The following is a 13,122-nucleotide window of genomic DNA, read 5'->3' as shown; positions in this document are numbered from 1 at the left end:
TTCTTATTTAGCTCCGCCCGGTTTGAAATCGATGCCGATTTGTTTTCGGAGTTCCTTCAGATTTTTAGGACAGTTTTTATCCTTGGAATGTCCCAAAACCGCGTAGATGGTTTGCAGGGATTTTTTTCCCTTCACTTGGATCGGTTTTAGTTTTTCCACGTTGAAGATCCCTTTCGTTTTTTCGTAAGAATTTCCGGTAATTAAGATATCGGCTCCGAATACTTTTGTTAAAGATTCCACTCTTGAAGCGAGGTTCACGGTATCTCCGATGACCGTGTATTCCAGTCTATCCTCGGAACCGATCTGTCCCGCGATGACTTCTCCCGTGTTGATTCCGATTCCGATTAGGATTTTCGGTTTTTTGTCGGTTCCGCGTCCTTTATTGAATTGAATCAAACTCTTACGCATATCGAGCGCGGCGACGATCGCTTTTTCGGTGTCGGAATGCGTATGTTCCAATTCTCCCCAAACCGCCATGATCGCGTCTCCGATGTATTTGTTGACGCTGCCGCCGTTTTCGTTAACACACTTGACCATCGCCGTAAAATATTGATTTAAAAATTCGACAACGAGTTCCGGTTCTATCTTTTCCGAGATGGAAGTGAAACTACGGATATCGGAGAATAAAATCACACACTCTCGTTTGTCCCCTCCGAGTTTGACTTCTCCTTTGAGAACCATTTCGGCGATGTCTTTGTTGACGAACTTACCGAACGCGTCCTTCATCTTATCCCGATCGGACAAACCTTTTCCCATTTCCACAAAGGAGGAAGTGAGTGTTCCGATTTCGTCCCCCGATTCCGGTTTTAGATCGATGTGAAAGTTTCCCTGTTCGATCTGCTTGGACGCGTCTACGAGTTTAAGAATCGGTCTTGTGAGTCTTCTGGAATAAAAGAATACGATTAGGATCGAAACGTTTAGGATTACGATCATCAGATAGATGTTTCTTTTCTGAATATTATAAACTTCTTCGAAGGCCTTTTTTTCCGAAGTGCTGGAAATTACACCGAGACCCGCGTATCCGATTCTTCTAAAGGAGCCCAGATAAAATTGATCGTCTTTTCCCTTGTAACGAGTCTGTCCGTTGCTGATGGAACTTTCCAATAAATTTTTAACGATCGGATCGTCGCCGAGGTCGGTCGGTTCCAGAATCAGTTTCGAATCGGAATGTGCGATCAGTTTTCCGTCCCCGCCTACGAGAAAAAACTGAGTGATTCCGGACGTTTTAAAAGAATCTAATATGGAATCCATTTTTACCAGGGAAACGAGTACGGCAGAATTGACCCCGTCTCCGAGAACGATGGAAAGATATAACACCGGTTTGCGAAAATCGGGAGAAACGTTGAAAACGAGAGGTTTTCCGATCTGGGCTTTTTTCCGTCCGCTTAAATGTTTTCGTACGATTTTGTCCGCGTTGTCCGGGGAAATCTTGAAGTCTTTGAGAGCGGTTTCGTTGACGATTCGCTTAACACCGACGTAGTCGGATCCTTCCTTTCTGAAAATTTTCAGATAAAAAATGTCCTCGTCGTTTTGAAGAATGTCGTTCGATTCTTCCGAACCCACAACGGACCGCGCGAGAAGCAGAGAACGTTTTGTCAACGAAGCTATGTCCGAACGTACTTTTTGACTGATGACATCGGTCAGTTTCAAGTTGTTTTCCTTGATACGAACCTCGTTGTCCGATTTAAAAAAATACGTAGCGAGAGCGATGATTGTTCCTAAAGAAACAAGAATGATGAATGAGATGATCACCATTAATTTTTGGCGAATATTCCAGTTGTACAAATTGAGCAATGAATTCATAACGTTCCGTTCGAGTTTGGTTGCACGATAATGAGTCTATCTAATTTAGTAGAACCTATAAAACAACACTATTTTGCACATTCCGTTGTATGGATCGGATTGAGTAAGTTCGGGACCGAGCGGTTTGTAATTTTTGATTTCGGTTTTTCGTTTTATAATAAAAAGTTAAATTTACAAATCAGGAACTTGCCGGTTTAAAGTTGATTTTGTCTTTTATGTAGCGTCAAGGGCCCAATTTATAACAAGATTTCTTAAATGTGATGATTTTGCGTTTGTTTCAAAGCGAAGGATGGGGATTTGAAACAAAAAAAGTAAGTAGCGCTTTTGACATCGGAAACGTGGGAACTCCTGTGCAAGGGTTTTGGGATGAACTCGAAATTCCGGTAAAATCTTAACCTTATTTCCGACTGGATTTTTCGGGAAACGATTTGTCTAAACGAATCAAAATGAAATTCTGCCAAAACCGGAACTCCGAAACCTGCTGAAAAACTCGGGCTTGAACGGTACATTCAACTTCATGAAACATTTCCTATTTTGCCTAACGATTCTATTTTTCTTTCAGACTTGTTTTCCGGTCGATCCGGAAAGAATCCGTTCTTCTCATTTCCAAAACGGAAAATACCACAATATCGAAGAAGACGAAAGGTTGAATAAAAGTTTCTTTTCCGTTCTTCGCTGGAAAGTTTTAGGACCGGTCGATCCGCCTACGGTGGAAGGGGACGTGGAAAAAATTCCGGACGTGATTCCGAGAACAAAAGAGGATTTTCTCGCGCCGCCAGGTAAGGTGAGAATCATCTGGCTCGGACACGCAACCGTCTGGATTGCGGCCAATTTTCACGGAAAAAGAATGCACATTCTCACCGATCCGATTTTTACGGGAGTTCCTCCTTTTGTTAAGCGACTTACGGAACTTCCGATCGAACCCGAAAATCTTCCGGGAGTGGACATCGTAGCGATCAGTCACGCGCACAGGGATCATCTGGATATCGATTCCGTCAAAAGGATTCAGAAATCGTTTCCGGAAGTTACGGTTCATCTTCCTTCCGGAATGGGAGAATTTGCAAAGGACGAAGGTTTTGAGAACGCCGTCATCCAAGAATGGTGGACCGTTTCCGAATACGCTGGAACCAAAATTCATTTTCTTCCCGCCAAACACTGGAGCAGAATGGGACTCGCCGATATGAATCAATATCACTGGGGAAGTTATACGTTCGAATTTGAGAATATTAGAATATACTTCGGAGGCGACACCGGATTTTCAAAACACTTCTCCGAAATCGGAAAACGTTTCCCGCAGGGTTTTTCCGCGACCTTACTTCCGATCGGAGCGTTCAAGCCGAGATGGTTTATGGAGCCCGCTCATATCGGACCGAAAGAGGCTTTGGAAGCAAGCGATATCCTTCGTTCTTCTCTTCTACTTCCGGTTCATTGGGGAACCTTTGCACTCGGAGACGATCGTCCTTCCGAGGCCCCTCTTTATCTGAAGAAACTACATTCCGAAAAAAAAGATTCGGCTCCTCCTCTTAAGGTTTGGACCGTGGGTGAAATCGTCGATTTATAGAATTGGAAGTTCTTAAATCTTGGGAGAAATTTCCTGCCAAAGTCCGTGGTTTTTGATGAGTTCCACGAGTTTTTCGTCCGCGATCTCGCTCGGAACGTTTTTCATGACGATTTCTTTTCCTCGATAGAGATGAACCTTACCCGGTCCCGCGCCCACGTAACCGAAATCAGCGTCCGCCATTTCGCCCGGACCGTTTACGATACAACCCATCACAGCGATTTTTACGCCCTTGAGATGCCCGGTTCTGGACTTGATTCTTGCGGTGGTTTCCTGAAGGTCAAAGAGGGTTCTTCCGCAGGAGGGACAGGAAATGTATTCCGTTTTTGTTAAACGAAGTCTGGTTCCCTGTAAAAGATCGTAAGAAAGTTGGAATGTTTCTTCGACGTCCTTTATCTCCGGGGTTTTGATTCGGACCAGATCTCCGATCCCGTCGATGAGAAGTCCTCCGATACCGATCGCGGAATCGTATAACGCTTCTTCCGGATTGGAAAAAGAACCGTGAAGAAGAATCGGGAATTCGTGGCGGCTGAGAATGTTTCCGAGTTTTCTGTAATCGTAAAGAATCTCCTTCGATTCGATCGAAAACAGAACGTTTCTGATTCCTCTTTCGGTTAACGTGTCCGGAAGTCCCTTAAGGGATTCTGTTTTTTCGGCGCTCGTATGTATTTCCGTATAAAGCCCTGCGTGTTGTCTTTCTTTTAAAAAGGACAACATCTCTTCTCCGTCTTGAAATTGAAGAAACGGATCGAACGCGATTTTAGGAAATCGTTTCAATTCTTTTTGGAGTTTTTCGTTCAAAGAAACGTTTTTTGCCAAAAGAATTCCCACCGGAATTTCAAGAGTCGCCGCCGCTTTGGCAATTTCCTCCAGTCGATCCGGCGACGGGGAATCGACCAAGATACTTTCCGGCTCGATCGAAAGGGATTTTCCGTACTGATAAAGTCTTGCGACGTTCGCTAAGAATGAGTTTGAATTTTCAAACGGCAAAACGGTTTCCACTCGTACGGGATGATTTTCTCCCGCTTCGAACTTTCCGATGTTGATTGGACTGCTGTAAAATCTTTCATAAACGAATGGATTTCTAAATTCGGAATAACCCTTTGCCGATTCGGAGCTTGGGATTCTTTCGTTGTATTTGTCCGCGAGAAGTTTCGCGACGGGAACTTCCAAAACCGGATCTTCCGTGAGGGAAACTCGAATCGTATCTCCGAGGCCGTCTTCGAGAAGAGAACCGATTCCGATCGCGGATTTGATTCTGCCGTCCTTGCCGTCTCCCGCTTCGGTGACTCCCAAGTGAAGGGGGTAATCCATTTTCAGTTCGTCGAATCTTGCGGCGAGCATTCTGTAAGCCTGAACCATCACCTGAGGATTGGAGGCTTTCATGCTTACAATAATATCATAATAACTTAAACTTTCGGCGATCCTGATAAATTCGAGCGCGGACTCCACCATTCCCTGCGGTGTGTCTCCGTATCGATTCATAATTCGGTCGGAAAGAGAACCGTGATTGGTTCCGATTCTCATCGCCACTCCGAGTTCCTTACAACGTTGAACGAGCGGAATAAACACTTCGGAAATTCTTCCCAACTCGTCCTCGTACTGCGAGTCCGTATAATCTCTTACCGCGAATTTTTTCTTATCCGCAAAGTTGCCCGGATTGATTCTTACTTTTTCCACATACTCGATGGCTTTCATCGCGACACTCGGAGTAAAATGAATGTCCGCTACGAGAGGAACCTTACTTCCCGCTTTTTTCAGTTCTTGTCGGATCGAAGGAAGGTTGTCGGCGTCCGCCTGAGAAGGTACGGTAAGCCTTACGATTTCACAACCCGCGCGTTCCAGTTCGAGAATTTGTTTTACCGATCCGAACGTGTCGGTCGTATCGCTGTTGATCATGGATTGGATGACGATCGGATTGGCGCCTCCGACTTTCACATCTCCCACTTTGACTTCTCTGGTCTTTCTTCTTTTATAACCGAAAGGCGTGTGATTGTATCTAAAATTCATTCTGGTTTAGAATTCCGTTTTGAACTAGAATTCCCCTTTTCTTAAAAGTTTTTCCCAAACCCATCGAACGACCCATGTAAACTCAGGTGACGGGTCGGCATTTAGGGAATGAGACGTTTTAGTTTCACAAAACGCGGGAGTTCCCACATTTTAGATGTCAGTGAATAGTGAATAGATGTCAGGGTCAAAATTTTTCCGATTTTATCCATAACGGCACGAATTTTATTCGTTTCCGGATCGTATTTTTGCCGAACGGATTTGATTCCGCGCTTCTCGACTCCGATATATACAAACACATCCCTGAAAAAATTGTTTTATGGATTTTACCGCATTAAAACCAACCGAGACGTATCGAATCCGGGTCACGGTCGCCATTTATCGGGGCAATATTTTGTCCTATAAGAACGAAGTGATCATTCCTTCCGAATACTTTCGAAGAACCGAGGCGAGGGCGCATATCCAAAAAGAAATTTCGGAAAGGCTGTCGTATTCCAATTTCTTTCGTTCTACGAGACCCGATTACGATCTGGTTCGTTATACGGAAGAGGCGACCTGCAATACTTTCCTGAGATATAGAATTCTTTCCTTAAAGTCGGGAAACGTTTTCGCTTAAATCGTTTGTAATAGGAATTTTGGGTAAACCGCGTCAAATAGAAACGAAGTTTTGAGATTGGCTATTTAAGTTAGGTTTTTTTATAAACGACTTTGTGAGATTTTAGTTTTACAATGAAAGTTGAAATCGGCCTTCAATGATTCCTTGAACCGTTAGATCTTCGTCAAGATTGTCCCATCTTAGTGCGTATCCGTCTAACTCCAGTTTAACTTCCCGGAGGTCAAAATCCGTGGCGGCTTTTAAAAGTTTAAACCGATCCGCAGGAAAGCCAATGACTCGACCGTCGGAAAGTTCAAGATAAATCATCCTATCTTTTACCCAAACTTTTGTAGCGGGAACATTGGACAGAATGTTATCTCTGACTGTGGAACTCATGGTAAACCTCTAAAAATCGATCTTTTGCGAAAGCGATTGAAGCGGAATCAACAAATTGGAATGACGAAAAATTTCGCTTTTAGAGCGATCTATCAATTTGTTGATTGGAGCTGAAAGCGCGGTCCGGCCAAAAAACTCAAGGCGTCGCTCTCTATGAATCGCTGCGCCAGGGCCGGATTCGCCCAATCTTTTTTTCGAGGTCGTAAAGCCCTAATCCCTAATTCCTATTCACTCGCTACTAAAAACGTGGGAGTTCCCACAACAAACTGTGATCCTCGTCGCCGGAAACGCGGGAACTCCCAATTTATCTTGAATTCCTGAAAACGGGACGAAAACTGACCAATCAAACGAACGAAGCCGATAAATTTAGGTTCGTTCTCCGGATACAAATCCGAAATCGATTGTATGTCAGGAAATGATAAAAAGATCATAGAACAAAATTCCCACGGTGAATTTGAACTGACCGCTTACGGAGAATTCTTAAGTTATTTTCATACACATATTCAACTTTTTAACGGGCTTATCTCCGCAAAAAAGATTTCTCCGACCGATCAGGAAGCCCTCAAACAAAAGCTGCGCTCTTATATCGTAAACAACATTCAAAAAACGGAACAGTTCTTCGATCATCTGCCTAAGTTCGCGGAATTTCTAGGCATGTCCCAAGCGGATCTTTCCGCGTTTATGACGAAAAACTTCATGAACACGCACGCCGGAATTCAAAACAAACTCATCGAACAAGAAAAGGCGAATATAGATAAGCCGAGAAAGAAAAAATATTCCCGCATTGGCGAAGAGATCGTGGAAACGATCGGTGTTTTGGTTCCTCCCGGAAAAAGGTTTATCGGAATGGACGGTTACGTCGTTCTTCGGGACGACGCGACCGGAAAAGATCTCGAACCTTCCGCCTCTTCTTTTGGGGAAACACCAAAGTCGAACGAAGAAAATGCTTCAAGCCCCGTTAGAGCCCCGGCTCCGCCGCCTACACCTTTGAGGAAACCTGCGGAGAAATTGATCCTTACGGAACTTGTGGAAAGATTCGGCTCCGAATTTTCAGGCGATCCTCTCGTATTGAAAAAGGAGGAATTGGACGAAGAGGAAGCGGTTAACAACTTGGCGGTCGGCGGCAACGAAGAATTGTTAACCGAAGTCGAAGATCTTCAATTCGGAGGATTTGAAGAACCGACGTTTCAAGAGGAAGAATCTTTCGAACCTCCGGTCGAACCGGAAGAACCTCCCGTGAATATTCCGTTTTCCAAATATATGGAAAGTGTAAACCGTGTTCGACAGTTTCAAAAAGAAGCACAACCGGACGCTTATAAAAAATGGGTGATGACTCTTCCGCCCGAACTCAGCGCTCTCGTTCAACTCCATTCGTTCGTGTTGAAGGAAATGAAAAACGAACCCGTGGATTGGAACACGATCCTCTCTTCGATTTCTTCCCGAATCGGTTTGAAAGATACGAGACTTTGGAAGATCTTGGATCTCACTCGCACCTTTGCGGAACTCAGAGCCGGTCTGGAAAAAGCCTTTGTTACCTCCAAAGCCGCCGGAATGGAAGAACTCGTGAAAAAAGCCTGGCCTCATATTCTCAAAATCTTCGAGGAATATCCGGATACTTCTTCTCTGCGTCAAAAATTGGATCAACTTTTTACGAGAATTCCGGATGCGACTCAAAGAAAAAAACTTTCCGACCTCTTTCTTCCCGTGATTCAAAAACTCTGAGCTCCGATTCTCCTTTCCTACTTCACACGAAATTCTTTCTTCAATTTTACTAACCTTGCTTTGATTCGGCGACTTTGCTTAAAGTTCGGGCAAAAGGTAGTCAAGATAAACGTCGCAAACGATTTACGAAGAGTCTAAGTCGTGGAGATTTATTTTTTAGATTCGCAGTAGGTTTACGAATCTAAATCGGCCACGTTTATAGATGGATCGAGTTTTGAGACGTGTTATACTTGAACGCGAAGGGGGAAGAAGGGGTAAGAATTTTACGACTCGTCGGACGATCGAACTTTAGTTTTTTGAAAAATTGAATTTTACTTTTTCAAAATTGTAGAGCCGAAAACTAAAAGAACCCGCTCGTTCGGCCGATTCTTTATTTCAATCCTATCTTTTAAAAGAATGTTTTCAATTTACGCAACTCTCAATTTATTGGCTTTAGCTGGAGAATTTTGCTGAAATTTCAGCCAGGGGCGCCCCACGCCTTATGTAAACCAGGGAAATCGGATGATGAGGGATCTCGGCAGATGAATGATCTAAAAGAACAATTACAACTTCAAAGATATCTGGAAGAAAACGGACTTTATGAGAAGTCTTTCGAACATGATAACTGCGGAGTGGGATTTGTTGCTTCCTTTCAGGGAGAAAATAGCCACAGAATCGTATCTATGGGACTTAAGGCGGTCGCCTGCCTGACACATCGAGGAGCCGTGGATGCGGATATGGTTACCGGAGACGGGGCCGGTATCATGATTCAGATTCCTAAGAAGTTGTTTGCTACTTACATCGAAGACATGGGTCATCGAAGACCGGACGAGGATTCCATCGGTGTCGGGATGATTTTTCTTCCGAGAGAAGACATCGATAAACAGGACATGTGCCGTAGTCTGGTCGAGTCCGCTCTCATGGAATTTAACTTTAAACTTTATGCATGGAGATACGTTCCCGTAAATCCGGAAGTTCTCGGACCCAAGGCCAATCAATCCAGACCTCAGATCGAACAGGTTCTCATCGGTAAACCGGAAGGAATGTCGAACGACGACTTTGAAACCAAGTTGTTTTTAATTCAGAAAAAATTGATGAGGGATGCGGATCGTCATTCTCTCGCGGGAGATCTTTATATCTGTTCTCTTTCCTCGGAAAGAATCGTATTCAAAGGTCTTTTTAACGGAAATCAGGTTTCTCAGTTTTACGAGGACTTGAACTCGCCAGATATGGTTTCTCCGTATTGTATCTTTCACCAAAGATATTCCACGAACACGTTCCCGTCTTGGGCTCTCGCTCAGCCGTTCCGGATTCTCGCACACAACGGAGAAATCAATACGATCGCCGGAAACAGAATTTGGATGCTCGCGCGCGAGGAAGAACTCGAATGCAAAAAATGGGGAGAATATCAAAAGGAAATTCACCCGATCATCCGCCCTCATATGAGCGACTCCGCGAGTTTGGACAACGCGATGGAAGCGATCGTTCGTTCCGGTAAAGACGTGTTGCAGGCGAAAGCGATGCTCGTTCCGAACGCTTGGTCCAAAAACCTCACGATGTCGGAAGAGTTGAAAAGTTTTTACGAATATAATAATACTCTAATAGAGCCTTGGGACGGTCCCGCCGCGCTTGCGTTCGCGGAAGGCGACTGGATCGGGGGCGCTCTCGACCGAAACGGTCTTCGTCCGGCTCGTTACGCGGTTACCGAAGACGGTCTTTTGATTATGGGTTCCGAAGCCGGACTCGTTCAAGTGGACGAAGAAGTCGTGACTAAAAAAGGACGACTTGGTCCCGGAGAAATGATCGGGATCAATCTCAAAGAGAAAAAACTCTATTACAACGAAGATATCAATTCTCTTTTCGAAAAGAAATACGACTACAGAGAATGGTCCAAAGAAAACGTATCGTATCTCAACCAAGATCTCGATTCTTCCATGAATGATACGATCACCTATAAAGGCGACGATCTGAGAAGAAGACAGGTGTTGTTTGCGTATTCTCCGTTCAAACAAAAATCGGTGATCAAACCTCAGGCAAGTCAGGGAAAAGAAGCGATCAGTTCCATGGGAGACGATACTCCTTTGTCGATCCTGATGCTTTCCCGAATCGGTCTTTACACTTACTTCCGTCAGAGATTCGCTCAGGTTACCAATCCTCCGATCGATTACATCCGTGAAAAAGGCGTGACCTCTCTTTACACTCGTCTTGTAAAAAAGATGAACCTGTTCGGAGACGAAAAACCTCAGAACTGTCTGGTTCTTTCTCATCCGTATCTCACCAATCTGGATCTGAAAAGAATCCGCGAGATGGACGGAAAACCGTACAAAATTCTCACGTTAGACGCAACCTTCGAAGCGCATTTGGATGCGGGATCCAATTCGAATAGCAACTATCTTGAGAAAGCGCTCGAAGCTCTCCTCGAACAGGCCTTGCAGGCGGCTAAGTCGGGAACGAATATCCTCGTTCTTTCCGATAAAAGACTTTCGAAAGAAAGAGCGCCGATCCCGATGGAACTCGCGGTTGCGGCGGTTCACAACCATCTCATCCGGAACAAAACCCGTTCCGCGGTTTCGATTCTCGTCGAGACCGGGTCCGCATTCGAAATTCATAATGTGGCCGTGTTGCTCGGTTACGGCGCTTCGGGCGTGAACAGTTATCTCATCTGGGACACGTTATTCGACCTTTGGGAAAAGGGAGAATTCGATTCCGAAGAAGGAACTCGCCCTGAATTCCACACGATCTGCGGAAACTATCGCTACGGAACCGACGACGGACTTTTAAAAATCATGTCCAAGATGGGGATCTCCATTCTTTCCTCGTACGTGGGCGGACAAGTGTTCGAAGCGATCGGTCTTTCCAGAACTCTCGTTTCCAAATATTTTCCGGGAACGTATTCCCGAATTTCCGGAATCGGAATCGGCGGGATCGAGCAGAACATTCTCAGAAACCACGAACAAGCATTTTACAAAGAGATCAATCCGGAAGACTTTATCTCCGAAAAAGACGATCAACCTCACCGTTGGTCCCCTAGAGTCGTTAAGTTTTTAAGAAAGGCCGCGGTCGATAACGACTACGAAGCTTTCAAAGAAGCGACTAAGATTCTCAAGGAAAGCGATCCGATCAACATCCGAGATCTGTTCGACTTTGTTGCCAGAAAATCAATCCCGATCGAAGAAGTGGAAACCGTTACCGAAATTCAAAAACGTTTCTTAACTCCGGGGATGTCTCACGGCGCGTTGTCGATCGAAGCGCATACGGATCTTGCGATCGCCATGAACCGGTTAGGCGCTAAGTCTTCTTCCGGAGAAGGCGGAGAAAATCCTTCTCGTTACGTAGTGAACGAAAACGGAGACCTTGCGAATTCTTCCATCAAGCAGATCGCTTCCGGAAGATTCGGCGTTACTTCCGAGTATTTGAACTCGGCGACGGAGATCGAAATCAAAATCGCACAAGGTGCAAAACCGGGAGAGGGCGGTCAGCTTCCCGGTAAGAAGAACAACGAGGAGATCGCGACCAACCGTCATACTCCGATGGGAATCGATTTGATTTCTCCTCCTCCTCATCACGATATCTATTCGATCGAAGATTTATCACAGCTCATCTACGATTTGAAGATGGCGAATCACAAGGCGCAAGTGTCGGTCAAACTCGTATCCGAAGCCGGAGTGGGAACGATCGCCGCCGGGGTTGCAAAAGCAAACGCGGACGTGATCTTGATTTCGGGTCACGTAGGTGGAACCGGTGCGGCTCCGATCACTTCGATCAAGTATGCGGGTTCTCCTTGGGAACTCGGTCTTTCCGAAACACATCAAGTTTTAGTAATGAACGGACTCAGAGACAGAGTGGTTCTCAGAACGGACGGTGGAATCGTTTCCGGAAGAGACGTGATCATCGCCGCTTGTTTGGGCGCGGAAGAATACGGTGTGGGAACGGCGTCGCTCGTCGCACTTGGTTGTATCATGGCGAGAAAATGCCACTTGAACAACTGTCCTACGGGAATCGCGACTCAGGACATCAAGTTCCGCGCGAAATACAAAGGTTCTCCGGATCAACTCGTGAACCTCTTCACTTGCCTTGCACTCGAAGTGAGAGAACATCTCGCGGAACTCGGATTCAGATCCATCGACGAAATTATCGGAAGAACCGACCTTTTAAAACAAATCACCCGTTACGATCGGGATCGTTTGGATTCACTCGATCTCAATCCGATCCTGGTTCGTTTGCCTTTGTTTTATGATTCTTCAAAACAGAAAAAAGACAGATCGATCCGTAAGGAACCGATCGGAGAAGTTTTGGACGATCGTATCATCAAGGACGCGGAAAAAGCGTTGGAAGGAAAATCTTCTATGGCGCTTTCGTACTTGGTGCGTAATACGAACCGCACCGTGGGTGCGAAGATCTCCGGACTGATCGCGAGAAAATACGGATCCAAGGGATTGCCCGGAAAACTGGAAATCATTTTGGAAGGAACGGCGGGACAATCTTTGGGAGCTTGGCTCGTCAAAGGGGTTCAGATTACTTTACACGGAGACGCAAACGACTACGTCGGTAAAGGGCTTTGCGGCGGCGTGATCGTGATCAAAAAACACCGCAAATCCAAATTCAAGGCGTATGAGAATACGATCATAGGAAACACCTGTCTTTACGGTGCGACTTCCGGAAAACTTTTTTGTTCCGGAAGAGCGGGGGAACGTTTCGGGGTTCGTAACTCGGGAGCGGATGCGGTCGTAGGCGGAGCGGGAGATCACTTCCTCGAATACATGACCAGCGGAACCATCGTTTGTCTCGGAAGCGTCGGCAAGAATATGGGGGCCGGTATGACCGGAGGAGTTGCGTATTTTTTCCAAAAAGGGTGGGATATTCAACCGCTTCTGAACAAGGAATACGTGAAAACCGTTGATCTGGAACAAGGAGATTACGAGATCATCAAAAACCTGATTGGCGAACATTCCAAACTGACCGGATCTGATCTTTCGGAAGGAATCTTGAAGGACTTTGAAGGGAACAAGAATCATTTCGTGAAGGTCGTTCCGAAATAACATTACAAAAATTGAATGAGTAT

Annotated in this window: 7 protein-coding genes; 4 read left to right on the top strand and 3 right to left on the bottom strand. The window is 45.3% G+C overall.

Features of this window, described 5'->3' with window-relative positions; translation table 11 throughout:
- Window positions 1-3 precede the first annotated feature (3 nt).
- Entirely contained in the window at window positions 4-1,803 is a 1,800-nt protein-coding gene (locus LEP1GSC194_RS03005) for an adenylate/guanylate cyclase domain-containing protein (RefSeq protein ID WP_020772227.1), read from the bottom strand.
- A 517-nt stretch (window positions 1,804-2,320) separates the two neighbouring features.
- On the opposite strand from LEP1GSC194_RS03005, the gene LEP1GSC194_RS03000 reads away from it, so the two are divergent.
- Window positions 2,321-3,364 (top strand): MBL fold metallo-hydrolase, encoded by a 1,044-nt coding sequence (locus LEP1GSC194_RS03000; protein ID WP_017809962.1) that lies wholly within the window; start codon window positions 2,321-2,323, stop codon window positions 3,362-3,364.
- 12 nt (window positions 3,365-3,376) lie between these two features.
- Here LEP1GSC194_RS03000 and ispG read toward each other — a convergent pair whose 3' ends face one another.
- Complete coding sequence (gene ispG, locus LEP1GSC194_RS02995) at window positions 3,377-5,371, bottom strand: (E)-4-hydroxy-3-methylbut-2-enyl-diphosphate synthase (RefSeq protein WP_020772242.1); 1,995 nt, start codon at window positions 5,369-5,371, stop codon at window positions 3,377-3,379.
- Window positions 5,372-5,762: 391 nt separating this feature from the next.
- Here ispG and LEP1GSC194_RS02985 point away from each other — a divergent pair, with 391 nt between their 5' ends.
- The gene (locus tag LEP1GSC194_RS02985; protein WP_021064420.1) at window positions 5,763-5,984 is read left to right on the top strand and encodes a hypothetical protein; all 222 of its coding nucleotides are present in this window, start codon (window positions 5,763-5,765) and stop codon (window positions 5,982-5,984) included.
- Between the two features lie 108 nt (window positions 5,985-6,092).
- Here the strand turns inward: LEP1GSC194_RS02985 and LEP1GSC194_RS02980 are convergent, their stop codons facing one another.
- Window positions 6,093-6,359, bottom strand: coding sequence for a DUF2442 domain-containing protein (locus LEP1GSC194_RS02980; RefSeq protein ID WP_021064412.1), 267 nt, complete (start codon window positions 6,357-6,359; stop codon window positions 6,093-6,095).
- Window positions 6,360-6,764: 405 nt separating this feature from the next.
- Here LEP1GSC194_RS02980 and LEP1GSC194_RS02970 point away from each other — a divergent pair, with 405 nt between their 5' ends.
- Together LEP1GSC194_RS02970 and gltB are read left to right on the top strand one after the other, a co-directional pair.
- Window positions 6,765-8,081 carry a hypothetical protein gene (locus tag LEP1GSC194_RS02970; protein WP_020772253.1) on the top strand — a complete coding sequence of 439 codons (1,317 nt, stop codon included), beginning with the start codon at window positions 6,765-6,767 and terminating at the stop codon, window positions 8,079-8,081.
- Between the two features lie 521 nt (window positions 8,082-8,602).
- Window positions 8,603-13,099 (top strand): glutamate synthase large subunit, encoded by a 4,497-nt coding sequence (gene gltB / locus LEP1GSC194_RS02965; protein WP_020772244.1) that lies wholly within the window; start codon window positions 8,603-8,605, stop codon window positions 13,097-13,099.
- Window positions 13,100-13,122: the final 23 nt, after the last annotated feature.

Origin of the sequence: Leptospira alstonii serovar Sichuan str. 79601 (genome assembly GCF_000347175.1) — a bacterium.
In the GTDB taxonomy this organism is placed as follows: domain Bacteria; phylum Spirochaetota; class Leptospiria; order Leptospirales; family Leptospiraceae; genus Leptospira; species Leptospira alstonii.
Note: the sequence above shows the minus strand (reverse complement) of the source record. Positions and strands in the feature narration are given on the sequence as shown.

Bases quoted from the DNA above. Each gene is read 5' to 3' on its own strand.
- LEP1GSC194_RS03005 (WP_020772227.1), bottom strand. From the start codon at position 1,803: ATGAATTCATTGCTCAATTTGTACAACTGGAATATTCGCCAAAAATTA.
- LEP1GSC194_RS03000 (WP_017809962.1), top strand. From the start codon at position 2,321: ATGAAACATTTCCTATTTTGCCTAACGATTCTATTTTTCTTTCAGACT.
- ispG (WP_020772242.1), bottom strand. From the start codon at position 5,371: ATGAATTTTAGATACAATCACACGCCTTTCGGTTATAAAAGAAGAAAG.
- LEP1GSC194_RS02980 (WP_021064412.1), bottom strand. From the start codon at position 6,359: ATGAGTTCCACAGTCAGAGATAACATTCTGTCCAATGTTCCCGCTACA.
- LEP1GSC194_RS02970 (WP_020772253.1), top strand. From the start codon at position 6,765: ATGTCAGGAAATGATAAAAAGATCATAGAACAAAATTCCCACGGTGAA.
- gltB (WP_020772244.1), top strand. From the start codon at position 8,603: ATGAATGATCTAAAAGAACAATTACAACTTCAAAGATATCTGGAAGAA.